The sequence below is a fragment of the Novosphingobium sp. NFX11 genome, assembly GCF_057376415.1.
This window is the reverse complement of sequence record NZ_CP080384.1, coordinates 421464-447867: the sequence shown is the minus strand read 5'-3', so window position 1 is coordinate 447867 and position 26404 is coordinate 421464. Positions and strand designations below refer to the sequence as shown.

The 26404-nt window shown below is 65.8% G+C and carries 26 protein-coding genes and 3 pseudogenes; 7 read left to right on the top strand and 22 right to left on the bottom strand.

Annotation, left to right across the window (positions count from 1 at the left end; translation table 11 throughout):
- Window positions 1-95: 95 nt before the first annotated feature.
- From lpdA to KZO24_RS02215, 6 genes are all read left to right on the top strand, one after another.
- Window positions 96-1505, top strand: coding sequence for a dihydrolipoyl dehydrogenase (gene lpdA / locus KZO24_RS02240; protein ID WP_036527261.1), 1410 nt, complete (start codon window positions 96-98; stop codon window positions 1503-1505).
- A 209-nt stretch (window positions 1506-1714) separates the two neighbouring features.
- Complete coding sequence (locus KZO24_RS02235; protein WP_271184638.1) at window positions 1715-2059, top strand: endonuclease domain-containing protein; 345 nt, start codon at window positions 1715-1717, stop codon at window positions 2057-2059.
- 68 nt (window positions 2060-2127) lie between these two features.
- Entirely contained in the window at window positions 2128-3594 is a 1467-nt protein-coding gene (locus KZO24_RS02230) for a DUF4403 family protein (protein ID WP_271184637.1), read from the top strand.
- 109 nt (window positions 3595-3703) lie between these two features.
- Window positions 3704-4129 (top strand): hypothetical protein, encoded by a 426-nt coding sequence (locus KZO24_RS02225; protein ID WP_271184636.1) that lies wholly within the window; start codon window positions 3704-3706, stop codon window positions 4127-4129.
- The gene (locus KZO24_RS02220; protein WP_486486766.1) at window positions 4023-4907 is read left to right on the top strand and encodes a TorF family putative porin; all 885 of its coding nucleotides are present in this window, start codon (window positions 4023-4025) and stop codon (window positions 4905-4907) included. The genes KZO24_RS02225 and KZO24_RS02220 overlap by 107 nt, the downstream gene beginning before the upstream one ends.
- Before the next feature lie 106 nt (window positions 4908-5013).
- Window positions 5014-5976 carry a quinone oxidoreductase family protein gene (locus KZO24_RS02215; RefSeq protein WP_271184634.1) on the top strand — a complete coding sequence of 321 codons (963 nt, stop codon included), beginning with the start codon at window positions 5014-5016 and terminating at the stop codon, window positions 5974-5976.
- A gap of 39 nt (window positions 5977-6015) precedes the next feature.
- Here KZO24_RS02215 and KZO24_RS02210 read toward each other — a convergent pair whose 3' ends face one another.
- Window positions 6016-7329 carry a cytochrome P450 gene (locus KZO24_RS02210; protein ID WP_271184633.1) on the bottom strand — a complete coding sequence of 438 codons (1314 nt, stop codon included), beginning with the start codon at window positions 7327-7329 and terminating at the stop codon, window positions 6016-6018.
- A gap of 105 nt (window positions 7330-7434) precedes the next feature.
- Between KZO24_RS02210 and KZO24_RS02205 the strand changes: the two are divergent.
- Window positions 7435-8036, top strand: a pseudogene (locus KZO24_RS02205) (trimeric intracellular cation channel family protein).
- Here KZO24_RS02205 and KZO24_RS02200 read toward each other — a convergent pair.
- From KZO24_RS02200 to rpsN, 21 genes and pseudogenes are all read right to left on the bottom strand, one after another.
- Window positions 8033-9082: a phosphotransferase family protein gene (locus KZO24_RS02200; RefSeq protein WP_271184631.1), complete on the bottom strand. Its 1050-nt coding sequence runs from the start codon at window positions 9080-9082 to the stop codon at window positions 8033-8035. The pseudogene KZO24_RS02205 and the gene KZO24_RS02200 overlap by 4 nt on opposite strands.
- A gap of 176 nt (window positions 9083-9258) precedes the next feature.
- Window positions 9259-10092 carry an IclR family transcriptional regulator gene (locus KZO24_RS02195; RefSeq protein ID WP_271184630.1) on the bottom strand — a complete coding sequence of 278 codons (834 nt, stop codon included), beginning with the start codon at window positions 10090-10092 and terminating at the stop codon, window positions 9259-9261.
- 98 nt (window positions 10093-10190) lie between these two features.
- Window positions 10191-11756 (bottom strand): class I adenylate-forming enzyme family protein, encoded by a 1566-nt coding sequence (locus KZO24_RS02190; protein WP_271184629.1) that lies wholly within the window; start codon window positions 11754-11756, stop codon window positions 10191-10193.
- Window positions 11757-11916: 160 nt separating this feature from the next.
- Entirely contained in the window at window positions 11917-12495 is a 579-nt protein-coding gene (locus tag KZO24_RS02185; RefSeq protein ID WP_271184628.1) for a hypothetical protein, read from the bottom strand.
- A gap of 87 nt (window positions 12496-12582) precedes the next feature.
- A pseudogene (locus KZO24_RS02180) lies at window positions 12583-14702 on the bottom strand (prolyl oligopeptidase family serine peptidase).
- 205 nt (window positions 14703-14907) lie between these two features.
- Complete coding sequence (rplQ, locus tag KZO24_RS02175; RefSeq protein WP_036527248.1) at window positions 14908-15330, bottom strand: 50S ribosomal protein L17; 423 nt, start codon at window positions 15328-15330, stop codon at window positions 14908-14910.
- A 126-nt stretch (window positions 15331-15456) separates the two neighbouring features.
- Window positions 15457-15873, bottom strand: coding sequence for a diacylglycerol kinase family protein (locus tag KZO24_RS02170; protein ID WP_051586956.1), 417 nt, complete (start codon window positions 15871-15873; stop codon window positions 15457-15459).
- Between the two features lie 127 nt (window positions 15874-16000).
- On the bottom strand, window positions 16001-17068 hold the full coding sequence (locus KZO24_RS02165; RefSeq protein ID WP_036527247.1) for a DNA-directed RNA polymerase subunit alpha: 1068 nt from the start codon (window positions 17066-17068) through the stop codon (window positions 16001-16003).
- Between the two features lie 105 nt (window positions 17069-17173).
- On the bottom strand, window positions 17174-17563 hold the full coding sequence (rpsK, locus tag KZO24_RS02160) for a 30S ribosomal protein S11 (protein ID WP_008831163.1): 390 nt from the start codon (window positions 17561-17563) through the stop codon (window positions 17174-17176).
- 60 nt (window positions 17564-17623) lie between these two features.
- Window positions 17624-17992, bottom strand: coding sequence for a 30S ribosomal protein S13 (rpsM, locus tag KZO24_RS02155; RefSeq protein ID WP_008831162.1), 369 nt, complete (start codon window positions 17990-17992; stop codon window positions 17624-17626).
- Window positions 17993-18343: 351 nt separating this feature from the next.
- Window positions 18344-19042, bottom strand: a complete 699-nt coding sequence (locus tag KZO24_RS02150) for an SRPBCC family protein (protein ID WP_271184627.1) — start codon at window positions 19040-19042, stop codon at window positions 18344-18346.
- Between the two features lie 172 nt (window positions 19043-19214).
- The gene (locus tag KZO24_RS02145; RefSeq protein WP_008831160.1) at window positions 19215-19862 is read right to left on the bottom strand and encodes an adenylate kinase; all 648 of its coding nucleotides are present in this window, start codon (window positions 19860-19862) and stop codon (window positions 19215-19217) included.
- Window positions 19863-19902: 40 nt separating this feature from the next.
- Window positions 19903-21271, bottom strand: a pseudogene (gene secY, locus KZO24_RS02140) (preprotein translocase subunit SecY).
- Between the two features lie 242 nt (window positions 21272-21513).
- Window positions 21514-21993, bottom strand: a complete 480-nt coding sequence (gene rplO / locus KZO24_RS02135) for a 50S ribosomal protein L15 (protein WP_271184626.1) — start codon at window positions 21991-21993, stop codon at window positions 21514-21516.
- A 398-nt stretch (window positions 21994-22391) separates the two neighbouring features.
- Entirely contained in the window at window positions 22392-23699 is a 1308-nt protein-coding gene (locus KZO24_RS02130) for an ankyrin repeat domain-containing protein (protein WP_271184625.1), read from the bottom strand.
- 181 nt (window positions 23700-23880) lie between these two features.
- Window positions 23881-24057, bottom strand: coding sequence for a 50S ribosomal protein L30 (gene rpmD, locus KZO24_RS02125; RefSeq protein ID WP_008828220.1), 177 nt, complete (start codon window positions 24055-24057; stop codon window positions 23881-23883).
- 5 nt (window positions 24058-24062) lie between these two features.
- Complete coding sequence (rpsE, locus tag KZO24_RS02120; protein ID WP_008828221.1) at window positions 24063-24797, bottom strand: 30S ribosomal protein S5; 735 nt, start codon at window positions 24795-24797, stop codon at window positions 24063-24065.
- 2 nt (window positions 24798-24799) lie between these two features.
- Window positions 24800-25138 (bottom strand): 50S ribosomal protein L18, encoded by a 339-nt coding sequence (rplR, locus tag KZO24_RS02115; RefSeq protein ID WP_008828222.1) that lies wholly within the window; start codon window positions 25136-25138, stop codon window positions 24800-24802.
- Window positions 25138-25671 carry a 50S ribosomal protein L6 gene (rplF, locus tag KZO24_RS02110; RefSeq protein ID WP_008828223.1) on the bottom strand — a complete coding sequence of 178 codons (534 nt, stop codon included), beginning with the start codon at window positions 25669-25671 and terminating at the stop codon, window positions 25138-25140. The genes rplR and rplF overlap by 1 nt, the downstream gene beginning before the upstream one ends.
- Window positions 25671-26066, bottom strand: a complete 396-nt coding sequence (gene rpsH, locus KZO24_RS02105) for a 30S ribosomal protein S8 (protein ID WP_008828224.1) — start codon at window positions 26064-26066, stop codon at window positions 25671-25673. The genes rplF and rpsH overlap by 1 nt, the downstream gene beginning before the upstream one ends.
- A gap of 12 nt (window positions 26067-26078) precedes the next feature.
- On the bottom strand, window positions 26079-26384 hold the full coding sequence (rpsN, locus tag KZO24_RS02100; protein ID WP_008828225.1) for a 30S ribosomal protein S14: 306 nt from the start codon (window positions 26382-26384) through the stop codon (window positions 26079-26081).
- Window positions 26385-26404 lie beyond the last annotated feature (20 nt).

The window sequence follows — 26404 nt, the reverse complement described above, 5'->3', positions numbered from 1 at the left end:
CCCGAACTCTGGTCGGGCGGGGTTTTCACTTGCGCTGAAACGATTATTACCGCTCGTGACTGATTGTGCGAAGCACGAGCGTGAGGAGGCCTACAATGGCTGATTACGACTACGACGTCCTTGTCATCGGTGCCGGCCCCGGCGGTTATGTCGCGGCGATCCGCGCGGCGCAGCTGGGCCTCAAGACCGCCTGCGCCGAAGGGCGCGAGACGCTGGGCGGCACCTGCCTCAACGTGGGCTGCATCCCCTCGAAGGCCCTGCTCCACGCTTCGGAATACTTCGAAGCGGCCAAGGGCGGCGCGATGGCCGCGATGGGCATCAAGGTCACCCCCGAACTCGACCTGCCCACCATGCAGGGCCAGCGCCTCGACGCGATCAAGGGCCTGACCGGCGGCATCGAGTTCCTCTTCAAGAAGAACAAGGTCGACTGGCTGAAGGGCTACGCCCAGTTCAAGGACGCGCATAGCGTCGAGGTCGCGGGCAAGACCGTGACCGCCAAGAACATCGTCATCGCCACCGGCTCGTCGGTCACCCCGCTCCCGGGCGTCGAGATCGACAACGAAGGCGGCGTGGTGGTTGACTCCACCGGCGCGCTGGAACTGGCTTCGGTGCCGAAGAAGATGGTCGTCATCGGCGGCGGCGTGATCGGCCTGGAACTGGGCTCGGTGTGGCGTCGTCTGGGTGCGGAAGTCACCGTGGTCGAATTCCTCGACCAGCTGCTCCCCGGCATGGACGGCGACGTCCGCAAAGAAGCCGCCAAGATCTTCAAGAAGCAGGGCATGGCCCTGAAGCTCGGCACCAAGGTCACCGGCGTGACCGTGGCCGAAGTGAATGGGGGCAAGAGCGCCAAGGTCACCGTCGAGCCTGCCAAGGGCGGTGACGCCGAAGTGATCGAGGCTGACGTCGTCCTCGTCTCGATCGGCCGCCGTCCCAACACCGAAGGCCTCGGCCTCGGCAATATCGGCCTTGAGCTGAACGCCCGCGCGCAGATCGAGACCGACCACGACTTCGCCACCAAGGTGGACGGCGTCTGGGCGATCGGCGACGTGATCCCCGGCCCGATGCTCGCGCACAAGGCCGAGGACGAAGGCATCGCCGTCGCCGAGAACATCGCGGGCCTGACCGGCATCGTGAACCACGACGTCATCCCGGGCGTGGTCTACACCCAGCCCGAGATCGCGGGCGTGGGCCTGACCGAGGAAGCCGCCAAGGAGCGCGGTGCGATCAAGGTCGGCAAGTTCCCGATGCTGGCGAACTCGCGCGCCAAGACCAACCACGAGCCCGACGGCTTCGTGAAGGTCATCGCCGATGCCGAGACCGACCGCGTGCTCGGCGTGTGGTGCATCGCCTCGGTGGCGGGCACGATGATCGCACAAGCCGCGCAGGCCATGGAATTCGGCGCGACCTCGGAAGACATCGCCTACACCTGCCACGCGCACCCGACCCACTCGGAAGCGATCAAGGAAGCGGCGATGGCCGTGACGGGCAAGCCGATCCACATGTGATCGCGCCGTCAGGCTGAGCGAAGGGGCCGGTGCGAAAGCGCCGGCCTTTTTCGTTTGCGCTTGGGCCCCCTCCACCACCCGCTGCGCGGGCGGTCCCCTCCCCATCCCTGCGGGACAGGGAGGATTAAGGCATTCTAACTTCTAATCCTCCCTGTTGCGAAGCAATGGGGAGGGGGACCGCCGACGCAGTCGGTGGTGGAGGGGACAGCATGCCGCCAATCCAGACGATCCGCCATGCGCGCAACCTCCGCCGCACCATGACCCCGCCGGAAGTCATCCTCTGGCAACACTTGCGCCGCTCCCCAATGGGTCTGAAGTTCCGCCGCCAGCATCCGATCGGCCCTTACGTGCTCGATTTCTACTGCCCCTCCGCAAAGACCGGAATCGAGATCCACGGCGCGGTTCACGACATGGGCGAGAACCCCGAGCACGACCTCCATCGCGACGCCTGGCTGTGCGAACACGGCATCGCCATCATCCGCATCCCCGCCTGCGAGGTGCTGCGCGCGCCCGAAACCGCCGTCGCCGCACTCGTAAGCACCTGCCGACGATAACCTGAATTGGAACCCGCCCGCCGCTCGCGAATTTCACCGCGACTATGGTTCCACGGGGCGTTTCACGCATGGCCTTGCGCATTATCCTGCCGGTTCTGGCGGGCACCCTCGCACTCACCGCCTGCAAGCGCGAACGCTTCCAGCCCCCGCCGCGCGCCCATGACGAAATCCGGATCGAACCGCAGGCGTCGCTCATCACCGTCCCGGTCACGGCGGACCTCACCGAACTCGCCGCCGCGCTCGACCGGGAGATACCCCGCACCCTCTGGACCATCGACAAGCCCGGCCAGACTTGCGTGAAGTCGAAGCAGGTCGATCTTGGCATCACCACCCTCAAGACCCCGGCGCTCAAGTGCCGGATCGTCGGGGACGTGACCCGCGGCCCGATGACTTTCGCCGGGCGCGGCAAGGAAATCCGCCTGACGATGCCGCTCCACGCCGTCCTGCGCGCCGAGGACATCGGCGGCATGCTCAAGCGCGAGACCGCAACCGCCGACGCCGTGGCGGAAGCCACCGTGCGCATCACCCTCGCCGACGACTGGACGCCGCGCGGGACCGTGGACATCCGCTATGACTGGACCAACTCCCCGCATGCGGAATTTCTCGGCCAGCGCATCGACTTCACCGAAAAGGCCGACCGCAAGCTGGCCCCGGTGATAGCCAAGCTGGAGCGTGAACTGCCCGGCCAGCTCGGCCGCCTGCAACTGCGCCGCCAGGTCGAGCAGGCGTGGAACTCGGCCTTCACCACCCTGTCGCTCAACCGCGAGAACCCGCCGGTGTGGATGCGCGTGAAACCCACCGAACTGCAGTACGGCGGCTACGAACTCGACGGCAAACGTATGCTGCTGCGCCTCGGCGTGAAGGCGGTGACCGAAACCTTCGTCGGTCGGCGGCCCGATGACCCCGCGCCGACCCCGCTGCCGCGGGTCAAGCCGTTGCAAGCACAGGCCGGTCGCCTCGCCTTCTTCATCCCGGTCGTCGCCGATTACCATGAACTGGAACCGGTGCTGATGAAGGCGCTGCGCAAGCGCTCCACACGCCCCTTCGCAGTGCCCGGCGTCGGCCCGGTGCGTACCGATTTCCACAAGGCCACGATCTACGGCACCACCGGCGGGCGCATCGCCGTCGGCCTCGATTTCACCGCGCGCGACGAAGCGGGCAAGCTCGGTGCAACCAAAGGCACCGTCTGGATGACCGGCGTGCCCGTCAATGCCGAGGATTCGCGCCGGATCGGCTTCGAGGATTTCGAGGTCAGCGGCACCACCGACATGCGCGGCGGCGACCTGATCCTGCGCCTCGCCAACACGCCGGGCATGAGCGCGACGATCGCGGGCGCGCTGGCGCAGAATTTCGAGAAGGATTATGGCAAACTCCTCGGCAAGATCGGCCGCGCGATCGAGGACAAGCGCGAAGGCGACCTCGTCGTCCGCGCCGAGGTGACACGCACCCGCACCGGACGTATCCAGGCGGCAGGCCGCGGCCTCTATCTGCCGGTCTGGGCGGACGGCACCGCCTCGATTACCGTAAAGCGCTGAACAGAGATCATCACCGTTCGGCAACAAGCGGGCAGCAATTGCCTCCTACCTCCGATTGCACAAGGATTGTGCATTATTGCCTAATATTTAGGCATTTTTGGGAGGAACCATGAGCCTGATCGCCCTTGCCGCTTTCGCTGCCGCCACCGCCGCCGCGCCCGTCCATAGCGTGAGCCTCGACCACCGCGGCAGCACTTACAGCATCGACTACCGCGCCCGTGTCGAGACCAGCATGCGCACCATCGGCATTGCCCCGCCCGCACGCCAGAGCACGCAGCGCTGCGTGATGACCGCAAGTGTCTCGGTCGAACGCGTCATCGCCGATGGCGCCCATGCCCTGACCGCAGCGCTGCCCGGCAAGGAGACTTTCACCCGCCAGCTACCCGGCGACTGCCGCAGCCGCGACGCCCAGCTCGCGCGGCTCGTCGATGACAAGACGCCCGCCATCGCCGCGCATCTGGCCGAAGCCGCAAGCACCGACCGCGAGCATGCCCTCGCCGCCATCGACGCCGCGCATCACTTCGCCGCGAATTGACGGACAGACACGGGAAAGACTGCTAGATCAATCGCATGCGATATATCTTCTGCCTGGCCGTCGCGATCTGCGGCGGCCTCGTTTTTCTGACGCCCATGCGCAGTCAGCCGGTTCCACCCTGTCCTTCGAGGCCGAAACCGATCACCGCGACCGGGGCCTGAGCAGCAGCGGCGGCAAGGCCGCGCTCGGCGCCTCGGCCTCGGTGCCGCTGACATACGACCTTGGGATCGACTTCGACGCGGTGACCCTGCGCGATGCCGCACGCCATGGCGGCGCCGATCTCGGCCTGACGGTCGCGCCGCGCTATACCTTGCGCAGCGGGGGCTGGGATTTCTCCGCCGGTCTGCGCGGCAATGTCTTCGTCGGCCATTCGGGGACGAGTTATGGCGAACTGACCGGCGAAGTCGCGCGCACGCTCGGCCCGGCGCAGCTGGTGCTAGGCGCCGCCTTCGCGCCCTCGCAGGATGCCATCGGCGGCAGCAACCTCTACCTCGACGCCCAGCTTTCGGCGAGCATTCCGGGCACGCCGGTGACGCTTTACGGCGGGGTCGGCCACACCAGCGGCTCCTCCAACGGCGATCCGCGCGCGTTACGCCTGCGTCCGGGCGGGGACTACCTCGATCACCACGTCGGGGCCGAGTACACTGACTCCAACTACGCATTGGGGCTGCGCTATTCCGGCACCTCGATCGGGAAGGACGAGGTCGATCCGCTCACTCGCTGGACCGACCGCCACTACGGCGCGCGCGTGATGGCCTATTTCCGCTTCACGCCGTGATGCGCCTCGCTTGCTTCCGGCAGCGGTTCCGACCCTCTCCGATTGACCAGATGCGCCCCATGCGTCGCAACTGGCAGGAGAAGCCGACAAGACACGGGAGAGCACGATGAAGGCAGTCTGGTACAAAGAGAACGGCGGCCCCGAGGTCATGCACTTCGGCGAACAGCCCGATCCGGCGGTAGGTCCGCGGACCGTGCTCATCCGGGTCGAAGTGATCTCGATCGAAGGCGGCGACCTGCTCAACCGCATCCACACGCCGCCCGCCCGCACACCCTTCGTGCCCGGCTATCAGGCGGCGGGGACGGTCGCGGCGGTGGGCGCCGAAGTGACGCGCTTCGCGCCCGGCGACCGCGTCGTCGGCTTCAACTGGAACGGCAGCCACGCCGAACTGTTCGCGGTGCCCGAGACTTACGCCTATCCGGTTCCGGACGGCATGGACCTTACCCTTGCCGCGGTGGTGCCGATCGCCTTCGGGACGGCCTACGACGCGCTGTTCACTTACGGTGGACTGGTCGCGGGAGAAACCGTGCTGATCCAGGGCGCGGCGGGCGGCGTCGGGCTTGCCGCCGTGCAGCTTGCATCGCAGGCGAGCGCCATCGTGATCGGCACCGCATCCAGCCCCGAACGCCTCGCGCGGATTGACCCTTTCGGCCTGACGCACGGTATCGACTACCGGCGCGAGGACATTGCCGCGCGCTGCAGGGAAATCACCGCGGGCAAGGGCGTGGACCTCGCTCTCGACCTCGCAGGCGGGGCGGGCAAGGACGCGCTCGTCGAGGCTCTGCGCGGGCACGGACGTTATGCAGTGGTCGGCGCGGCGGAAGGTACGCTGCCCAGCTTCGGATTCTTCGAACTGATCCGCAAGGCCATGCAGGTGACCGGCATCTCGTTCGGCCGCGACATGCACACGCCGCGCGTCCACGCACTGCTTGCAGACCTATTTTCGAAAGCCCACGCCGGCGAACTGGCCATGCCGATCGACCGAGAGTTCGGTCTGGCCGACGCCGTGGAGGCGCACCGCTTCGTCGCGGAAGGGCATCCGTTCGGGCGGGTCGTAATGCGGGTTTAGCATCTCCTCCCCGTTCCAAAAACGACGGGGAGGGGCGGCTCACAGCGGATCGAACTCCAGGTGCAGGGCCTTTAGCGCGCGCAACACGTAAGTCGGCTCATATTCGAATCTGCGTGCGCCTTCGGGGCCATGTTGCTCCCCGGAAAGCCGGATGTTGTCCATGCGTGCCAGCAGGCGTTCGATGCTGACGGCGACCTCGCGCCGGGCAAGCGGAGCGCCGATGCAAGTGTGCGGACCGCGCCCGAAGGCGAGGTGCTCCTTGATCCGCGGCCGGTCCATGTCGAAGCGGCTCGGGTCGGGAAACCGCGCCGGGTCGCGATTGGCGGCCATATGGCTCATGAGAATGGGCGTGCCGGCCTTGATCTCGACGCCGCCGAGCGTGGTACTCTTGCGGCAGAGCCGTCCTGCACTCTTTACCGAGCCGTCGTAGCGCAGAAGTTCCTCGATGAAGTCGGGAATACGCGCGGGATCGCGGCGCAGTTCGGCCTGGATGTCGGGCCGCGTCGCGATGACCTTGAAGCCGTTCGCGAGCAAGCGATTGGTAGTATCCTGCCCGGCCCCGAACAGGAATGCCGCGAGCCCGGTCACATCGACGAGCGACGGTCTGGAACCATCGGGAAAGGTCGCCTTTGCCAGTTCGCTGAGGATATCCTCCTGCGCCAGCAGTACGCGAAACGGGCGTAGCAGGGGGCGCACCAGGCGGTGATTGGCCAGCCGTCGCCGCGCGATGAGCCCGAACAGCTCCTTGCCCACGGGTACAAGCGGATTCTTCATCATCTCCTCGTGCGTGGCGTCCATCGGCACGGGGATCGCGCCTTCCAGCAGCTTGCGGAACCGGCCACGCGTGGCCTGCGAGAGCCCCAGCAGGTCGGAGATCACCAGCGCTCCGTAAGGCCCTCCGTACTGGCGCACCATGTCGACGCGCCCGTCCCGGTGGAACTCGTCGATCAGCCCCTCCGCCGTCGCCGCAAGCTGGGGCTGCAATTGCTTCAACCGGCTCGGCGTGAACAAGCGGGAGAGGATCGAGCGCAAATCGGCATGGCGGGCGCCCTGCTCGCAGACGATCTGGTCGGCGAAGGCGATCTGGCTGCGATGGGCCTCCAACTGGTCGCCGATGTCGTCGCCCTCGGGCACGAAAGGCAGGTCGACCATGCCGCCGGTCACGCCATTGATCTCGGAGAAGTGCTCGGTGTCGAGCGCGACCTTTACGGTCTCCTCGTAGCCGACCACCGCCACTGCTCCCCGATAGGGCAACGGCACCACCGGGCCCTGCGCGCGAAGATAGTCGAAATAGGCGTGCGGATCGTCCACCAGCGAAATGTCGGTGTACCAGTCGGCCTTCTCGTAGGACACGTGCCCTTCCCCCGTTTTTATGATCCTTTGTGTATCGTAAAAACGCCATGGGTCAAGGACCGCGCAGCGTGCTAGGAGGCGAGCCATGATCCCGGCTTCCCTGCCCTGCCGCCCGCCCTCGACCTTCTGGGTATCGCCGTGTTCGCACTGACGGGCGCGTTGGCCGCAGCGCAACTGCGCCAGACTTTCGTGACGGTGGCCTTCTTCGCGCTGATCACCGGCGTCGGCGGCGGCTCCTTGCGCGACCTGCTGATCGGCGCGCCGGTGTTCTGGGTGCACGATCCGCTGGTCGCGCCGGTGTGCCTTGGCGTTGCGCTGCTCGCGTGGTTCACGCCGGTGCGCTGGTGGCGCGGCCGCATCCTCGAATGGGCCGATGCGCTGGGCCTCGCCGTCTATGCGGTGTTCGGCACGATCAAGGCGCTGCACTGGGGCGTGCCGCCGGTTCCCGCCGTGCTGATGGGGGTAATCACCGGCTGCATCGGCGGTATCGTGCGCGACGTGTTGGCAGGCAAGCCGTCGATCCTGATGCGACCCGAGCTTTACGTCACGGCAGCCGCCCTTGCCGCCGGGGTCGCGGCGGGGGCATCGCCGCCGGGCTCCCGGCACCGACGACCTGGGCAATCGCGGTGCTCGCCGGGTTCGGCCTGCGTGGTGCGGCGATCCACTGGTCGCTCGGCCTGCCCCTCCACCCCGGCGAGGACGATTAGGCGACCTTCAACCGCCGCCGCATCGCCGCCTCGTCCATCATCGCCGTGCCGCGCAGCTGCCCAAGGCGCACACCGGTGCAGGTCATCTTGAAGTGCGTGAAATCCTCGTACCATTCGAGGCCCGCAGCCGACTTGCCGCTGATCTTCTCCCACAGCGCGATCGTCTCCTCGCGCGTGCCCATACCTTCGAGCCAGGCACCGTAAGTCGAGTTGCGGCCATGCATCGTCTCGGACAAAGTGCAGAACCACGCAAGGTCGTGAAGCGCCCCGCCCAGTGAAGGCTGTTCCCAGTCCATCACCGCGACGACCTGGAAGTCGTCGTCGAACATCATGTTGCCGATGCGCGCGTCGCCCCAGACGATCCCTTCCGGATCGTGGACCGGCCAAGCGCCCTCCAGCCTTGCCATAGCATCGCGCAGCACCGGCTGCGGCGCGACTTCCTCAAGCCAGGCGGTGAAGCGCTGATACTTGTCCCATTCCTGAGCCAGCCCGTGCCCGGCGGCACCCTTGCCGCCGAGAAACCCCGCCTTGGCCACCGGCACTCGCTGAATCGCAGCCAGCTGCTCCACCGCACTGCGCCACAAACGGCGGCGTTGCTCCGGCGCGGCATCATGCAGCCAGCCTTCGCGGCCGTAAGGCGGGATCGAGACGGGAACGCGGCCCTGCTTCTTCTCCATGACGAAGAACGGATTGCCGAGGATCGACGGGTCCTCCTCGAACCACAGCGGCCTTGCCACGCACACCAGCCCCTCGTCCGACAGCAGCTTCATGATCGCATACTGCTCGTCGAACAGGGTGTCGGGGAAGACGGTGAAGGCCTGCGGCTTGATGCGCACGACACAGCCCTGCGTGTGCCGATGCCCACCCTCGGTCCAGTGGGCGTCGAACAGGATCGTCTCGTGGCTCTGGCCCGCCCCGCGCGGGTAGGCGAGGCCCGTGACCGAAATCGCGCTCGCCGCCGGGAGCCGTCCACCGAGCCAGCGTTCGAGCCGTCCGGCAAGTTCGGCAAGATCCCGCGTTTCCGGGGCAACGATCACGTCAGACACAGCCTCTCTCCCGCCTGGCGATGCCTGATTATCGATAAGTTCGACATCGCGAATTTATTTTCGCGATAATTGATATGCGGACAGCAAGACGCGGTCAAGCGAAGTGAACCTCGCCCAAGCGGTGTTTGATTATCAGGATTTTGCCAAAGCGCGCGAACGAACCCGCCGTGCAGGATTCAGTCGTCCTCGCCGCCGCCGGCGAGGAAGCCGGAAATCCGGGCGCTGGCCTCGGCGAGTCGCGAACCGGCCTGCGCCAGCGCCGTGCCATTCATCGCGCCGTGGAAGCCCGCCATGACGAGCGCCATCATCACCCGGTTTCGGCTGTCGTAGATCGGCGCCATCAGCGCCACGAGCGGATAGACCCGCTGCACATCGACCTCAAGCAACGGGACGACCGGCGGGTCTTCGGTGCCCGACCGAACGCCCAGTTCCTCCTCGCTGCCCGGACGCCGCAGCAGCGCGACGTAGCCATGCGTGCGGACGAACTCCAGCCCGGCACGGAACTGCCCGAGTTGCTCCTCCCCCAGCGGCGGATCCGCGCGCGACACCCATGCATCAGCGTCGCGGGCGGAGCGGGCGAAAAAGGTCATGGCCTGGATCCAGCGCAGCGGCATGCGCGTGCCCAGCGGGACCGGATAACCGATATGGCTGAGCGAGGCCGCACGCTCGCGTAAGTGGATCACGTCGCCTTCGAGGAAGTAGGCGCCGCAGACCACGTCGAATTCGTCAGCGAGGCTGCGCATCTCGGGCTGCGCGACCTGAAGCGGCGAGAAGTGCGCCGCCGCCGTGCGCCCGATCGCCGCGAGCGCCGGGCCGAGCACGTAAGTCTTGTCGGTCGTGCGGTAGAGATAGCCGACGTCGACGAGCCCGGTCAGCAGCGCATGGCAGGTTGCCCGGCTCAACTTGAGTGCCCGCACCAGATCCGTCAGCGCGAACGCCTGCCCGGGATGGTCGGCGATGAAGTTGAGGATGGCCGCCACGCGGGCAACACCGGGAGAGGAACGCGACATGGCTGCTTTCGATATTTCGAACTGCCTTGGCCTATGGGCAACGCCCCCAGTTCGTCAATAGACACACCTGTTCAATAAGGTGAACGTACTGCCCTTTCTCATGGGGTCCGGCCAAGCCGGTCTTCCATCATTCGCGCCAGCTCGCGCCGGGCCACCTTGTTGGAATGCAGCAGCGGCACCTCGTCGCGTCCCATCGGCACATAGGCACGCGGGACCTTGTAGCTGGAGAGCCGCTGACGCAACTCGGCCTCGATGACGGCGAAGTCCGGCTCGGCACCTTCGCGCGCGATCACCGCAGCAACCAGCAGCGCGCCACGCTCCCGATCGGGCAGACCGACCACGTAGGCGGTATGCACTCCGTCGAGCGACTGCAATTCCATCTCCACTTCGGCGGGCGACACGTTGGAGCCCGACACCTTGATCATGTCCCCGCCGCGCCCGACGAAGTGGACCCGGCTGCCCACCGCACGCTCCTCCACCATGCACATGTCGCCGGTGCGATAGTAGCCGTCGGGTGTGTAATGCTCGGCCCGCTCGATCTTGTGGAGGCCGCTCGCGACGGGATAGCCGCGCACCTGCATCTCTCCCACCTCACCCGTCGCCACGGGGCGGTTATCGGCATCGGCGATGCGGATCTCGTAACCCGGGGCGAAATGGTCCATTGGCGCGCAGACCGGCCGACCGGCCGCGCGGAAATCGTCGCCCCAGGAATAGGGTCCCAGGGTCTCGCTCATGCCGAGGCCCCACCAGGGTTTCGGCCCGCGCATCGCCGCAAGGTCTTCCTCGGCGAGCACCGAGCCCATCGCGAAGCGGCTGTTGGAGAGCGTGCGCTCCGTACACACGACAGTCGCCCCTGCTTCCAGCCCGGGCACGAGGTACATCATCATGCCGCCGACCCAGAACATCGGCAGGATGCAAGCCACGCGCTTCCCGGGCACATGGCCCATCATCTCGCGCATGGTATGGCTGCGGAAGCAGACCGGGCCATGGGCATGGCGCACGCCCTTGGGCAGCGCCATCGAGCCGGAGGTGTAGATCTCGACCATCTGGTCGGTAGGATGGACTTCGGATTCGACCTCGCGCAGCAGGTCTTCGCCAACCGTCCGCGCGGCCTCGGTCAGCCAGTCGAGCGGTGCGATGCCGGGAGGCAATCCCTCTCCGTCCGAGGCGATCCAGCGCAAGTACGGCGCCCTGCCAAGCCGCAGCGCGCCGCTCTCCTGCCCGTCCAGTTCGGGGAGCGCCTCCAGCACGCGCTCGACGTAGTCCTTGCCGAGCATGGTGCGCTGGAGGATGAGCCCGTGCACATCCGACTGGCGCAGCACGCGGACCAGTTCGTTGGCGCGGATCATCGTGCTGATCGGCACTGCGACGGCGCCGATCCTGCTCACCGCCGCCAGCATCACCGCGAATTCCGGTCCGTTGCCGTGAATGAAGCCGACCCGCGCCCCCTTGCCGATCCCGCGCGCCAGCAACCCGCGCGCCAGCATGGCCGAACGCGCCTCAAGCTCGCGATAAGTGACGCAGGCCACCGTCTCCTCGCCTTCCTCCAGCGTCACCGCGACGGCATCGCCATAGGCGGCAGCGACAGCCCGAATGAGGCTGGGGAACGTCTGTGCATCCCCCGGAAGGTCTGCAACGGTGTCGGCGGCGGCCTCGGTGTTCACGTTCCCGGCTCTCCTCTCGGCCGTGCCGACACGAAAGGCGCCGGGCACGACCACTGGCAACCGCTCAAGCAGTTCGCCATTTCAAATCAGGAGTCGATATTCCGGAAAACTGTCTGAAGCGCAACGCCCGCGCGCGTCGATACCGCGCGGGCGTTTCGGCTCAGATCATGCCATGCCCATCGACGGCCACCGAGCGAATGTGCCCCGAGCCATCGACGCTGCAGGCAAACGGGCGGCCGTCCTGCAGGCGCCCCTCGACGCTGTAGCGCTCGCCCATGCGGCGTACCGAGTCCACCGATTCGACGCGCTTGTCACCGCGCTCGAGTTCCGCAGAACAGGCGTCGACCGCGCCGCCCAGCGATCCGGCCCCGGCAGGCTCGTCCGAATAGTCGCGGCCGCTCACCGGGCCGCCCGGATATGGTGCGGTATCGCCATTGTCGGCCGGCGGCGCGCCATAGTCCGCATCGTCCCCCGCTTCCGGGCCGCCCGGATAGCGATAGGGCGCGGGCTCGCCGCCACGCTTGTCGGCGCTGTTCTTGCTGACGGCAGAAGCGATCGCGGCAACCCCGCCGACGACCAGCAGCCCGGCCAGAAGGTCCCCGCCATCGATGCCGCCGCCGCGATAGTGGCGATGGCCCCTCCACTCGTCCCGGCCGTGTGCGAGAACCGGCGTGGCGGTGACGCAAAGCACCGCGAGCGCGGCAAGGGATACGGCGGCACGCGAACGCAACATCTTCATCGGGAGAAACCCTATCCGGCGCGCACGGTCCGCGCCGCCCAAGTCACGGAACGTACGCCGCTCATGCTGTCCTATGCATGAACCGCTTCACGGCGTCGCGGCGGTCGGCTCTCCGGCCTGAGCGACACTGGCTTCGGCCGAAAGGCGCAGCCCCGTCCACTGCGCGACGAAGGCAAGGATGTCCGCACCCTCCTCGATCGCCTTGTCCGTGGGCTTTCCTGAGCCGTGTCCGGCGCGGGTCTCGATGCGGATGAGACGCGGCCTGGCCCCGAGGTTCGCGTGCTGCAGCGCCGCCGTGTACTTGAACGAGTGCCCGGGCACCACGCGGTCGTCGGTGTCCGCCGTAGTAACCAGGATCGCCGGATACTGCGCACCCTCGCGAATGTTGTGGTAGGGCGAATAGGCGCGCAGGACCTTGAAGTCGTCTTCCCGGTCCGGCCTCCCATAGTCGTCGGTCCAGTAACGCCCGGCCGTGAAGCGGTCGAAGCGCAGCATGTCCATGACGCCCACTTGCGCGACCGCCGCCGCGAACAGGTCCGGCCGCTGGTTGACCACCGCGCCCACCAGCAGGCCACCGTTCGAGCCGCCCTGAATGGCGAGCCCATCCTTCTTCGCGATGCCCTCGCTCACCAGGAACTCGCCCGCCGCGATGAAGTCGTCGAAGACGTTCTGCTTGTTCTGCCGCCGCCCCGCATCGTGCCACTCGCGCCCGTACTCGCCGCCGCCGCGCAGGTTCGCCAGCGCGAAGGCCCCGCCCGCCTCCAGCCACGCCATGCGCGTCGCCGAGAAGCCGGGGGTCAGCGAAACGTCGAAGCCACCATATCCATAGAGCAGCGTCGGCACCGGCTGCTTCGCCTTGGCCACCACGCGGCTGCGCACGATGAACATCGGTACGCGGGTGCCGTCCTTCGACGTGAAGAAGCGCTGCTCGACCACGTAGGCACCCGGATCGTAGCACATCTTCGGCGTCGCGAAGGGCGTCGTCACCCCGGTCGCCAGATCCATCCGGTAGATAGATGCCGGGCAGTTGAAGCTGGTGAAGGCGTAGAACGTCTCCGGATCGCCCGGCCTCCCGCGAAAGCCCGAAGCGGTGCCGATGCCGTTCAGCGACAGCGTCTTGCCTACACTGCCGTCGAGCGCCAGGATTTCCGCATGGCTCGCCGCATCGCGCATGTAGTTGAGGACGAGCCGGTCCCCGACGATCCCGGCGCGCTCCAGAATATCCTCGCGCTCGGCGACGATCTCGGTCCACTCGGCCTTGGGCGTATCGAGATCGATGCCGACGAGGCGATAGCGCGGCGCGTTCCGGTTGGTCACGTACCACAGCTTCCGCCCGGCACCTTCGACCAGCTTCCAGTCATCGGTGAAACCGGAGACGAGCGGCACTGCCTTCCATCCGTCGCGCTTGCGCTTGTCGAGATCGATCACCCGCACTTCGTAGCGCGCATCGGTGCCGACGTGGCTGGTGATGAGCGCCAGGCGCCCGTCCTGCGTCACGTCCGCCACATGCCCCAGATCGGGCGCGTCGGGCGTCGCGTAGACCAGTTCGTCCGCGTCCTGAGCCGTGCCGATGCGGTGGAAATACACGGCCTGGTTGTAGTTCAGCGACTGGAACGCCACGCCTTCCTTCGGCTCGGGGAAGCGCGAATAGAGGAAACCTTCCTCGCCCACCCATGAGAGGCCCGTGAACTTGGCCCAGCGCACCTCGTCCTGTAGCGGCTCGCCGGTCTTGACGTCGATCACGCGCAGGATGCGCCAGTCGCTGCCGCCGTCCTGAACGCTATACAGCAGGTAGCGGCCTTTCTGCGAGGGCTCCCAGGAATCGAGTGCCGTCGCCCCGTCCTTCGCCCAGGCGTTGGGATCGAGCAGCAAGCGCGGCTTGCCGTCCAGCCCCTTGCGTACGAACAACTGCGCCTGGTTCTGCAGGCCGGTGTTACGGGTGTAGAAGTAGCTGCCGCCCGCCTTCACCGGGATGCCGAAGCGCTCGTAATCCATGAAGGCGCGGATGCGGCGCTGGAACTGCGCGCGCTGGGGAGTGCGGTCAGATAGTCTTCGGTGACGGCGTTCTCACGGCTCACCCAGTCGGCGACTTCGGAGGAATGTCTTACGTCATCCTCGAGCCAGCGATAGGGATCGGCGATGGCCTCGCCGAACTGGGTCTCTACGACAGTGTCGCGGCGGGTCTGTGGATAGCTGATGTCGGACATAGGCCCTGCCCAGATGGGCGTCGCCGCCCCCGACAGCAAGAGCGCCGCCAGCACCTGCAGACCGCTAGTCTTCACACATCCTCCCGACCCTGCTTTTGAGCATGCTGTCTAGCACATCGGCGTTCCGGGGAAAGCTCGCATGAAAAAGCGGCCGCGAACCGAAGTCCGCGACCGCTTCTCTATCCCGTCAGGGACGCCGAGTGGCTTACGCCTCGGCGAATTCCTCGGCGTCGGTGTGCACCGGGCCGGAGTCCTGGCCCTTGGCATCGACGTCGCGGTCGACCAGTTCGATGATCGCGATCGGAGCGGCGTCCGAAGCGCGGTAGCCGGCCTTGATGATGCGGGTGTAGCCACCCTCGCGACCGGCGAAGCGCTCGGCGAGGACTTCGAACAGCTTCTTTTCCTGCGCTTCGTCGAGAATGCGCGCGTGCGCGAGACGACGGTTCGAAAGGCCGCCCTTCTTCGCGAGCGTGATCAGCTTCTCGATGTAGGGACGCAGTTCCTTCGCCTTCGGCGTGGTGGTCTGGATCTGCTCGTGCTTGATCAGCGCTGCGGCCAGGTTGCGCAGCAGGGCTGCGCGGTGGCCGGACTTGCGCTGCAGCTTGCGGCCGCCCATCTTATGACGCATATTCTTTACTCCGTTCGTCAGGCAGCCGTTCAAGGTACTGCCTGCCGGGCGATGTGGTTAGACCATCGCCCAAAGCCTGTTCACGTATTTGTGAAGCGCGCCCTCAATACGAAAACGGGGCGGGAGTCAAGGGCGGATGCCGTCGAGCATCGCCCAAACCGGCGGGCCAAGCGTCAGAAGTCCGATACCTGCGGCCACGATCGATGCCATCAGCACCGCTCCGGCACAGATGTCCTTGATCCGGCCGATGACCGGATCAAAGTTCGGTTCGACCCGGTCGCACATCTGCTCGAAGGCGGTGTTGAAGGCTTCGGCCAGCCAGACCAGCCCTATCGCCAGCAACAGCCAGCGCCAGTCGTTTGCGGAGATATTCAGGAACAGCCCTGCCCCGATCGCGACAATCGACGCCGCCAGGTGCACCCGCGCATTGTGCTCGTTGTAAACCAGCCAGCGCAGGCCGCGCCATGCGAAGATGAAGCTCCTGAGCCGCGCCGCGATGGTGAAGCGGCCTGCAGATTTCAATGCGTTGGGCGATTCGATCATTCCGTCAAACGTAGAGCATTATCGCGGGGATGACGCACAAAGGTTCGATGCGGGAGATCGTACCCCAAAGAAAAAGGCCCCGCAGTCACCCGCGAGGCCCTCTTCATTTCGAAACCCGAAGGTCCAATCAGCCGAGCAGTTCCTGCTCGAGTTTCTTGGCCATCTCTTCGATGTTCTCGGGCGGCCAGCCCGGGATGTCCATGCCGAGGCGCAGACCCATCGAGGAAAGCACTTCCTTGATCTCGTTGAGCGACTTGCGGCCGAAGTTCGGCGTGCGCAGCATCTCGGCTTCGGTCTTCTGGACCAGATCGCCGATGTAGATGATGTTGTCGTTCTTGAGGCAGTTGGCCGAACGGACCGACAGTTCCAGCTCGTCGACCTTCTTGAGAAGGTAACGGTTGAGCTGGTTGGTGTCGCTCTCTTCCGAAGCCGCCGCGCCGCCAACAGCCACGCCGATCATCGGCGAGGCGCCAACCGGGGCGATGTCCTCGAAGTGGACGAACAGCGCCAGCTGGTCCTGCAGAATGCGCGCGGCATAAGCCACGGCATCTTCAGGGGTCACGGTGCCGTCGGTCTCGACCGTCAGGTTGAGCTTGTCGAAGTCCAGCTCCTGGCCGATGCGGGCATTCTCGACCTTGTAGCTCACCTGGCGAACCGGCGAGTAGAGCGAGTCGACCGGGATCAGGCCGATCGGCGCGTCGACCGGACGGTTCGACACGGCGGGGACGTAACCCTTGCCCGAGTCGGCGGTCAGCTCCATGTTGAGCGTCGCACCATCGTCGAGGTGGCAGATCACGAGATCCTTGTTCATGACCTCGATGTCACCGGTGACGGCGATGTCGCCGGCGGTGACGGCGGCCGGACCGGTTGCCGAAAGCTGGAGGCGCTTCGGACCGTCGCCCTGCATCTTGAGCGCGATCTGCTTGACGTTCAGGACGATGTCCGTGACGTCTTCACGCACGCCTGCGAGCGACGAGAATTCGTGGAGCACGTTCTCGATCTTGATCGAGGTGATCGCCGCGCCCTGGAGGGAAGAGAGCAGCACGCGACGCAGCGCGTTGCCGAGCGTCAGGCCGAAGCCGCGCTCGAGAGGTTCGGCGACGAAGGTCGCCTTCAGCTTGGGGTCTGGTCCCGGCTTGATCTCAAGGCTGTTCGGCTTCTTGAGTTCCTGCCAGTTCTTGATGTTGACAGTCATGGACTTCCCCTGGGAGTGATGGCGGTTGCGTCCCGAAGGCCTGGTGGAGAGGCCCGGGACGTTCCGAAGACGGGCGGTGACCGGTCACCGCCCGCATTAGCTCGATCAGACGCGGCGGCGCTTCGAGGGACGCACGCCGTTATGCGGAATCGGCGTGACGTCGCGGATCGAGGTAATCGTGAAGCCCACGGCAGCGAGGGCGCGCAGGGCGCTCTCGCGGCCCGAACCCGGGCCCTTGACTTCGACTTCGAGGGTGCGGACGCCGTGCTCGGCGGCCTTCTTGCCGGCGTCGTCCGCGGCCACCTGAGCGGCGTACGGGGTCGACTTGCGGCTGCCCTTGAAGCCCATCATGCCGGCCGAGGACCACGAAATCGCGTTGCCCTGGGCGTCGGTGATGGTCACCATGGTGTTGTTGAAGCTAGCATTCACGTGGGCGATGCCGCTCGTGATGTTCTTGCGCTCGCGGCGCTTAATGCGCTGAGGTTCGCGTGCCATATCGTATATCCTGTCGAATTATCGCTGCGGGAAACCGAAAGCCTTAACGGCTCCCTCGGCTTACTTCTTCTTGCCGGCGATCGGCTTGGCCTTGCCCTTGCGGGTGCGCGCATTGGTGTGCGTGCGCTGGCCACGAACCGGCAGACCCTTGCGGTGACGCAGGCCGCGGTAGCAGGCGAGGTCCATCAGGCGCTTGATGTTCATCGCGGTCTCGCGACGAAGGTCACCCTCGACCGTGTGGTCGGCGTCGATGGTCTCACGGATCTGGAGCACTTCGGCGTCCGAGAGATCCTGGATACGGCGGGTGTGATCGATACCGAGCTTGTCGGCGATCTCGAGAGCCTTGGTACGGCCGATGCCGTGGATATACGTCAGCGCGATGATAACGCGCTTGTTGGTGGGGAGATTTACCCCTGCAATACGAGCCACTTAATTCTCCTGCTCCACAGAGGTGCGAGCGCGCACCTCCATCTCATCGCGAAAACACTCGGGGAAGTGAAATGGCAAAAGGCCCGGTTGGCGGTTACACGCGGGTGCTTTGGACACGCGGTATGGGCCTTCCGGACTGCCGTTTACTGACGAGTGAAGGGGGCGCTTAAAACGATTCGCGCGCAGAGTCAACGTTCCGCGTCAACGCCTGCGGCATCGACCGGGCGCCGCCCTCCGCCTGATCGACGGGGCGGATGTCGCGCCTGTCATGCCTGTTTAACGCAAATCACGAGGCCAGTCAAAGTGCGTAGCACCCGGCCCTGTCCCATGGCGGCACCGCACGCATCGGACCTAGCGTCCGACGAGCGGCCCGTCACTGGTCGTCGGCTTGCTCGAAAGCGGCACGATGTCGAGCCCGGCCGCAGGATCCGACGCTGCATGCTCCTCGGCAGGCGGGTCGGCAACGTCCGTCTCGATCTTCGGGAAGGCCGCCGCGAAGGCGCCGCCCAGCTTTCCGGTCAGGCGCTGGAGCTGTCCGCCGAGCATGCCATCGACCGCCGGCGCCAGTTTCTCGAACGGGGTGCGGGTGAAGCCGCCCACGACGTATTCAAGCAGGACCTGCGTACCGCCCTTCCCGTCCGGCTTGAGCTGCACGGTCAGCGTGCCGATCGCCGCGTCCGACTGCAGCGGGCCGAGCGCCCCGCTCATGCGCAGGGCGCGGCCGCGCTCCACGTAGATCACGCGCATGTGCTCGACGCTGCCGCGCGGCGTTGCCTTGGGCGAGCTTTCGTTAGGCAGCACTTCGCAGAAGCAGCCGCCCGCCCGTGCATCGAGCGTGAGGTTCGCGGCATCGCCGGACCAGGTGTGATCGGAGTCCCACCAGACCGATGGCTTCACCAGCACGGCCCAGGTTTCCTCGGGCGTCGCCGAAACTTGCGCGACATGGCGCACGACGAAGCCATTGGCCTCGACTTGCGCGACGCTCGCGCTTGCCGCCGAAGGAACGAGCGCCATGCCGGCCGTCGCCAGCGCAAATGCGAAAGACTTCATAAAGCTGCCCCTGCCCGGCCGCGAAGGCCCCGTCAATGTCGCGACACCGTCCATGCCAGATCGCATGGCTGACGTCATCCCTACCCCTGCGCCGCGCCGACAAAACGAAAAACCCGGAAAATGCCCTGAGCCACTTTCCGGGTTTCGTTACTCGTTTCACTCTGGAACAGAATCAGCCCGCGAGGATCGCCTCGATCGCCGCCGTCACCTCGTCCATGTCCGCCATGCCGTCGACTTTGGCGACAATGCCGCGCGCTTCGTAGACGGGCAGGATCGGCGCGGTCTTGGCGCGGTACTCGGCCATGCGGGTGCGCACGGTCTCGGCATTGTCGTCAGGACGCCGCTTGAACTCGTGCCCGCCGCACTTGTCGCAAGTGCCTTCGACCTTCGGCTTCTCGAAGGTGTCGTGGTAGCCCTTGCCGCAAGTGGCGCAGGTGAAGCGGCCGGTGATGCGCTCGACCAGCGCGTCCTCGTTCACTTCCAGTTCGATCACGTGATCGAGCTTGCGGCCGCGCGCTTCGAGAATGCCGTCGAGCGATTCCGCCTGCGCTTCGGTCCGCGGGTAGCCGTCGAAGATGGCGCCGGTATCCACGCCCATCGCGTCGAGTTCGTCCCCGATCAGCGCCGACACGATCGCGTCCGAGACCAGCTCGCCACGCTCCATGACCGCCTTGGCTTCGAGTCCGGTCGGCGTCCCCGCCTTGACCGCGGCGCGCAGCATGTCGCCGGTCGACAACTGGCGCATGCCATGCTTGTCGACGAGACGCTGCGCCTGGGTTCCCTTGCCCGCCCCCGGCGGTCCCAGCAGGATAATGTTCACGCCCTGAATCCCCCTCGGTTTTACGTTATCGGCACGCGCCTCAGCGCATGCGGCCCTTCAGCTTGGCCTTCTTGATGAGGTCGCCGTACTGGTGCGCCAGCAGGTGCGACTGAATCTGCGTGATCGTATCCACGGTCACGTTGACGACGATCAGCAGACTCGTGCCACCCATGAACAGCAGCGGCAAGCCCGTCATCGACAGGAAGTACTCAGGCACCGTGCAGACGATGACCAAGTAGGCCGCACCGATCACGGTGATACGCGTCAGAACGTAGTCGAGATAGACTGCGGTGTTCTTGCCCGGACGGATGCCCGGGATGAAGCCGCCGTTCTTCTTCAGGTTGTCCGAGGTCTCTTCCGGATTGAAGACGACTGCGGTGTAGAAGAAGCAGAAGAAGATGATGCCCGCTGCGTAGAGCAGCATGTAGAGCGGCTTGCCGTGGCCCAGGTACTGGTTGAGCGAGACCACGATCTTGCCCATCGTCGAGATCCGGCGTCAGCGACTTGCCGGCGAACTGGCTGATCGTCAGCGGCAGCAGCAGCAGCGAACTGGCGAAGATCGGCGGGATCACGCCGGCGGTGTTGAGCTTGAGCGGCAGGTGGCTGCGGTCGGCCTGCATCATGCCGCGCTGCGTGGCGCGCTTGGGATACTGGATCAGCAGGCGGCGCGTGGCGCGTTCCATGAAGCAGATCATCAGGATCATCGCCACTACCAGCGCGATCAGCGCGATGATAAGGATCGAACCGGTGTCGCCCGCCGAGTAGGCCGAGCCCAGGTTGCTGGCGAACGTCGGCATCTGCGCGACGATACCTGCCATGATGATGAGCGAGACGCCGTTGCCGATCCCGCGCGAGGTGATCTGCTCACCCAGCCACAGCAGGAACATGGTGCCGCCGATCAGCGAGATCACCGCGCCGACGCGGAACGGGATGCCGGGATCGACCACGGCGCCAAGACCGCGCGAGGTCGACAGCGCCTCGAGGCCGGTGGCGATCGCGTAGCCCTGCACGATGCACAGCAGCACGGTGCCGTAGCGCGTGTACTGGTTGAGCTTCTTGCGTCCGGCTTCGCCTTCCTTCTTCAGCGCGACGAGCGCCGGATGGAGCGAGGCGGCCAGCTGCACCACGATCGAGGCGGTGATGTACGGCATCACGCCGAGCGCGATCAGGCTCATGCGCGAAAGCGAACCGCCCGAGAACGTGTTGAACAGGTCAAGGATGCCGCCCTGCGTCTGCAGATAGAGATCGCGCAGCGCGACCGGGTTCACACCCGGCAGCGGAACGAAGCTCAAAAAGCGGAACACGATGAGCGCGCCGATGGTGAACCAGATGCGGTTCTTCAGCTCGGTGGCCTTGGAGAAATTGGCCAGGCTGAGCGTGCTGGCGATGTTGTCGGCGCGTGAAGCCATGACGTTCTAAAAAGCCTCGAAGAATCTAATCGGACTCGCCCTTAGCGGCTCATGCCTGCCTTGTCGAACCCGGGAAGGAAACTGGCCATATAGACATTGGAACGAGGTCGGGAAGACCCGTCCCGCACGAATCGGCTCCAGTGTGCCGCTCGCGCATCACATTTGTCGACACCTTACAGCAAGAGAGGGCGAAGCGCCCGGCGCCCGCCCTCTCCTTATGCCTTAGCGTGTCGCGCCGGAAATCAGGCCGCAGCCTCTTCCTTGGCGGGCACGATCACCGAACCGCCGGCCTTTTCGACCGCGGCAACGGCACCGGCCGAAGCACCGGCAACGTTGAAGGTGACCTTCGAGGTCAGTTCACCCTTGGCGAGGAGGCGCACGCCGTCCTTGCCGCCACGGGCCAGGCCGACGGCCTTGAGCGCCGCGTGATCGACCACGCCAGCGATGTCCAGCTTGCCAGCGTCGATGAACTTCTGGACGAGGCCCAGGTTCACTTCCGCGAAGTCCTTGGCGAACTTCTTGTTCGAGAAGCCGCGCTTCGGCAGGCGCATGTGGAGCGGCATCTGGCCACCCTCGAAGCCGTTGATCGAAACGCCCGAGCGTGCCTTGGCACCCTTCTGGCCGCGACCCGAGGTCTTGCCCTTGCCCGAGCCGATACCACGGCCGACGCGCATGCGGCGGTGACGGGCGCCGGCGTTGTCACGGATGTCATTCAGTTTCATGTTCTGCACTCGCTTTCGCTTTGAGTCGCGCTGATAGGAAGCGGCGCCCCTAGCGGATGAGGGCAGGCTTGTCACCCCGGATTCGGGAAAAGCAGATCAACCGCCTTCCGGGTTTACACAGAAGAGCCTGCGAAACCCCGAGATTGCTCCTTTACAGAGAATGACTTGCGACCATTCCCTGTGACCTTTCGCGTGCACCCTTGCCCGCTTCGGAGCGCCATCCACATCTGTATCATCTACCAGTCATTCCCGCGAAGGCGGGAACCCATCTCCTGACATTGCCTCTTGCGAAAACATCAGCTGGGTCCCCGCCTTCGCGGGGATGACGAAAAAGCGAGCGAGAGCGATGCTGCCCTCACCCATCCGCTATCGCATGGATCACGGGATGTAGGACAGCCTCAGCTGCCGCCGCCGAAGCCCACCAGCAGCTTCGCGCTCTCCGGAACCCGCGTACCGAAGGCGTCGCGCGCAGGCGCCCAGCGCACGATCTCCACCGCCAGCCCGCACAGTTCCTTGTCGAACGCGGGCGAGACGGATGCCGGATCCATCTTGCACTCTGTCGTGTTGCCCTGCTCGTCCACCTGGAAGTTCAGGTCGTAGCGGCCGAACGGCTTGGCTTTCAGCTGCGTATCGTAACGCTCCTTGAGTTCGGTGAGCGCATGGTTGAACTCGACGAGGCTGGCGTCATCCCAGCGCGGCTTCTGGCGCAGACTGGCGAACTGCTCTTCGGTCACCAGCGGCCGCATCGCGCGGATGACACCGTACCAGCGCATCACGCGCGCGATCTGCAGCGGCGACTGGCGGTCGATGGTGGTCTGGCACGTCCCGCCGATCGGGTCTGCCTTGGCCCGCAGCAGCGCCTGCGCGGCAGGCCAGCGATGGTAGGCGACCGCCCAGGCGAGCGGCGTCAAGCCGAACAGATCGGGCTTGTCGATGCCCTTGGGGTCGCGCTCCAGCAGGATGCCGATATCCCGGATCGAGCCGCGCCGCGCCGCCGCGCCGAGCCCGTGCTCCATGCGCGCGACGCCCAGTTCGGCGAAACCATAAGGCTGCTCGACGCCCGCATCGGAATTGTCGGGAAGCGCAGGCTGCGGCCCCGCCTTGTCCACTGCCCGGCACACGTCGGCATAAGGATAGCGCGGATCGGCCAGCATCGCGGCGTTGTAGCGGCGACCGAAGCCGGTGACGGTATCGTCGGGCTTCTGTTGCCCGCCCTCGACCTTGCCCTCGGGCACGAAGGCCACCGCGCGCACGGTCCATGGCGAAAGGCCGCCAAGCATGCGGCACTGTACGCCGTAAGCCTCGGTGGAGATGCCGGTCGGCGTCGTCGCGGCAATCAGGCGAAAGTCGCCCATGTCGAGCGCCTTGTGTGCCTCCGCCACGGCGTTGGCGCTGCCGTCCTTCAGCTTGCGGCGCAGCGAGCGGTCACCCTTGCGCAGCTTGTCCAGGAACGCGGTATCCGCACGCAGGTCGCCGCATTGGGTTACCGAGGCGCCCTCGACGCCGAGATTGCCCTTGGGCGCGTCGTCCGAGCACGCGGCCGTCGTCAGCGCGCCCATGCACAGGATGGTGGCCGTCAGAAGCCGCTTGCCGATCAAGACCTGTCCCCGATTGGAATCCGTGGCGCCCGAGGCGCCGATGAAGCTGGCGCGAATAGCATAGCCGCGCGCGGTTGGAAGAGCATTACTTGCGGGAAGGCCCGCCATGCCCCTGGGGCTTCGACAAGCTCAGCCTGAGCGGGATTGGGAGGTTTGCACTTAGCCCCGCTCTCCCTGAGCCTGTCGAAGGGTCACCCTGAGCTTGTCGAAGGGCCGGCCACCCACGCAAAAAGGCCCCGGTGTTTCCACCGAGGCCCTTCTGTCTCGTTCAGCGTGAACCTGTGAAGGTTCAGTCGACGATCTTCACCATGTGCGGCAGCTTGGCGATGGCACCGCGCACTTCGGCGGTGTCTTCGCGCTCCACGATACGGTGCATCTTGCCGAGGCCGAGACCGATGAGGATCTTCTTCTGGCTCTCGGGGCGACGGATCGGCGAACCGATCTGCTGGATCTTGATCTTCGCCATGATGCTTACTCCACGATGGCTTCGGCAGCGGCCTCGGCCTCTACCTCGGTAGCACCACCGCGACCAAGCAGGTCGGCGATCTTCTTGCCACGACGCTGGGCCACCGACTTCGGCGAAGTCTGCGTGGTCAGCGCGTCGAAGGTGGCGCGGATCATGTTGTACGGGTTCGAGGTGCCCACCGACTTGGTGACGACGTCAGCGACGCCCAGGCTCTCGAACACGGCGCGCATCGGACCACCGGCGATGATGCCCGTACCGGCCGGAGCCGTACGCACGTTCACCTTGCCGGCGCCGAAGTGGCCCTTGCCGTCGTGATGGAGGGTACGACCCTCCTTCAGCGCGACGCGGATCATCTTCTTCTTGGCCGAGGCAGTCGCCTTGGTGATCGCCTCGGGAACTTCGCGGGCCTTCGAGTGACCGAAGCCCACGCGGCCCTTGCCGTCACCGACGACGACGAGCGCGGCGAAGCCGAAGCGCTTACCGCCCTTGACGGTCTTGGAGACGCGGTTGATGTGAACGAGCTTTTCGATCAGCTCTTCACCCTGCTCCTCGTCGGCGTTGCGGTTGCCGCGACGGTCGTCACGACGGCCGCCACGGCCACCGCGCTCACCACCGCGATCGTTGCCGCCACGGCCACGGCCGCCACGACCACGGCCGCCTTCGCGGTTACCCTCGAACGGCGCGCCGCCCTGGGGTGCTTCAGCCGAAACCGGCTGCGTGTTGTTGTTTTCGTCAGCCATGATCAGAACTCCAGCCCGCCTTCACGGGCGGCTTCGGCAAGCGCCTTGACGCGGCCGTGATACAGGAAGCCACCGCGGTCGAACACGACCGAGGTAACACCCGCCTTCTTGGCGGCCTCGGCGAGTTCCTTGCCCACGCGGGTCGCGGCGTCGAGGTCGGTGCCCTTGGCGCCCAGCGTGTTGGCTGCAGCGACGGTGTGGCCCTGCGCATCGTCGATGATCTGCGCATAGATGTGACGGCCGGTGCGGTGCACCGACAGACGGGGACGACCACCCGAACGGGCCTTGAGCGCGGTGCGAACGCGGCGCGCGCGGCGATCGAAGAGAGACAGCTTTGCCATTACTTCTTCTTCCCTTCCTTGCGGAAGATGTACTCACCGCGGTAGGCGATACCCTTGCCCTTGTAGGGCTCAGGCTTGCGCCAGCGGCGAATTTCGGCCGCAAGCTGGCCGACCTTCTGCTTGTCGATGCCCGAGATTTCGACCGTGGTGTTATCCGGGGTCTTGACCTCGATGCCTTCCGGCACGGCGATGTCGACGTCGTGCGAGTAGCCGAGCTGCAGCTTCAGGGTCTTGCCCTGCGAAGCGGCACGGTAGCCGACGCCCTTGATGTCGAGGATCTTGGTGAAGCCGTTGGTGACGCCTTCGATCAGGTTCGACACGAGGGTGCGCTGAAGGCCCCAGTGGCTGCGCGACTGCTTCGACTGGCCGATGGGCTGCACGGCGATCGCACCGTCGTCCACCGAGTAGGTGACGAGGTCCGACAGACCCAGGGTCAGGGTGCCCTTGGGGCCCTTTACCGAGAGAACACCGTTGTCGATGTTGGCGGTGACGCCGTTGGGAACGGCCACCGGCTTCTTACCGATGCGGCTCATTAGAACACCTCCGCCAGCACTTCGCCGCCGACGTTCTGTGCACGTGCTTCGGCATCCGAGAGCACGCCACGCGGCGTCGAGACGATGGTGATGCCGAGACCGTTGCGCACAACCGGGAGTTCCTTGGAACCCGAGTAGACGCGGCGGCCGGGCTTGGAGACACGAGCGATGTGCTTGATGGCGGCTTCGCCTTCAAAGTACTTCAGCTCGATGCGCAGCTGCGGGTGGGCGCCGGTGGCGTCGTCGGAGAAGCCACGGATGTAGCCTTCACGCTGGAGAACTTCCAGGACGCGCGCACGCAGCTTCGAGGCCGGCGACAGGACGGAGTCCTTCTTCGCCTGCTGGCCGTTGCGGATGCGGGTGAGCATATCACCCAGGGGATCGGTCAATGCCATTGCTTCTAACCCTTACCAGCTCGACTTGGTCACGCCGGGGATCATGCCCTTGTTGGCAAGATCACGCAGCTCGACGCGGCACAGGCCGAACTTGCGGTAATAACCGCGCGGACGGCCGGTCGTGGCGCAACGGTTGCGAACCCGGGTGGGGTTTGCGTTGCGCGGGATCTCGGCCAGCTTCAGGCGAGCAATGAGACGCTCGGTTTCATCGAGCGACTGATCGTCAGCGACCGCCTTGAGGCGTTCGTACTTGCCTGCATACTTCTTGACGAGCTTCTTGCGACGCTCATTCTTGTTCACGGAACTCAGTTTCGCCATGGACTTAAGCTCTCTTCCTC

Excerpts from the sequence above, each read along its gene's own strand:
- lpdA (WP_036527261.1), top strand. The coding sequence starts at position 96 with ATGGCTGATTACGACTACGACGTCCTTGTCATCGGTGCCGGCCCCGGC.
- KZO24_RS02235 (WP_271184638.1), top strand. The coding sequence starts at position 1,715 with ATGCCGCCAATCCAGACGATCCGCCATGCGCGCAACCTCCGCCGCACC.
- KZO24_RS02230 (WP_271184637.1), top strand. The coding sequence starts at position 2,128 with ATGGCCTTGCGCATTATCCTGCCGGTTCTGGCGGGCACCCTCGCACTC.
- KZO24_RS02225 (WP_271184636.1), top strand. The coding sequence starts at position 3,704 with ATGAGCCTGATCGCCCTTGCCGCTTTCGCTGCCGCCACCGCCGCCGCG.
- KZO24_RS02220 (WP_486486766.1), top strand. The coding sequence starts at position 4,023 with ATGACAAGACGCCCGCCATCGCCGCGCATCTGGCCGAAGCCGCAAGCA.
- KZO24_RS02215 (WP_271184634.1), top strand. The coding sequence starts at position 5,014 with ATGAAGGCAGTCTGGTACAAAGAGAACGGCGGCCCCGAGGTCATGCAC.
- KZO24_RS02195 (WP_271184630.1), bottom strand. The coding sequence starts at position 10,092 with ATGTCGCGTTCCTCTCCCGGTGTTGCCCGCGTGGCGGCCATCCTCAAC.
- KZO24_RS02185 (WP_271184628.1), bottom strand. The coding sequence starts at position 12,495 with ATGAAGATGTTGCGTTCGCGTGCCGCCGTATCCCTTGCCGCGCTCGCG.
- rplQ (WP_036527248.1), bottom strand. The coding sequence starts at position 15,330 with ATGCGTCATAAGATGGGCGGCCGCAAGCTGCAGCGCAAGTCCGGCCAC.
- KZO24_RS02170 (WP_051586956.1), bottom strand. The coding sequence starts at position 15,873 with ATGATCGAATCGCCCAACGCATTGAAATCTGCAGGCCGCTTCACCATC.
- KZO24_RS02165 (WP_036527247.1), bottom strand. The coding sequence starts at position 17,068 with ATGACTGTCAACATCAAGAACTGGCAGGAACTCAAGAAGCCGAACAGC.
- rpsK (WP_008831163.1), bottom strand. The coding sequence starts at position 17,563 with ATGGCACGCGAACCTCAGCGCATTAAGCGCCGCGAGCGCAAGAACATC.
- KZO24_RS02150 (WP_271184627.1), bottom strand. The coding sequence starts at position 19,042 with ATGAAGTCTTTCGCATTTGCGCTGGCGACGGCCGGCATGGCGCTCGTT.
- rplO (WP_271184626.1), bottom strand. The coding sequence starts at position 21,993 with ATGAAACTGAATGACATCCGTGACAACGCCGGCGCCCGTCACCGCCGC.
- KZO24_RS02130 (WP_271184625.1), bottom strand. The coding sequence starts at position 23,699 with ATGGCGGGCCTTCCCGCAAGTAATGCTCTTCCAACCGCGCGCGGCTAT.
- rpmD (WP_008828220.1), bottom strand. The coding sequence starts at position 24,057 with ATGGCGAAGATCAAGATCCAGCAGATCGGTTCGCCGATCCGTCGCCCC.
- rpsE (WP_008828221.1), bottom strand. The coding sequence starts at position 24,797 with ATGGCTGACGAAAACAACAACACGCAGCCGGTTTCGGCTGAAGCACCC.
- rplR (WP_008828222.1), bottom strand. The coding sequence starts at position 25,138 with ATGGCAAAGCTGTCTCTCTTCGATCGCCGCGCGCGCCGCGTTCGCACC.
- rplF (WP_008828223.1), bottom strand. The coding sequence starts at position 25,671 with ATGAGCCGCATCGGTAAGAAGCCGGTGGCCGTTCCCAACGGCGTCACC.
- rpsH (WP_008828224.1), bottom strand. The coding sequence starts at position 26,066 with ATGGCATTGACCGATCCCCTGGGTGATATGCTCACCCGCATCCGCAAC.
- rpsN (WP_008828225.1), bottom strand. The coding sequence starts at position 26,384 with ATGGCGAAACTGAGTTCCGTGAACAAGAATGAGCGTCGCAAGAAGCTC.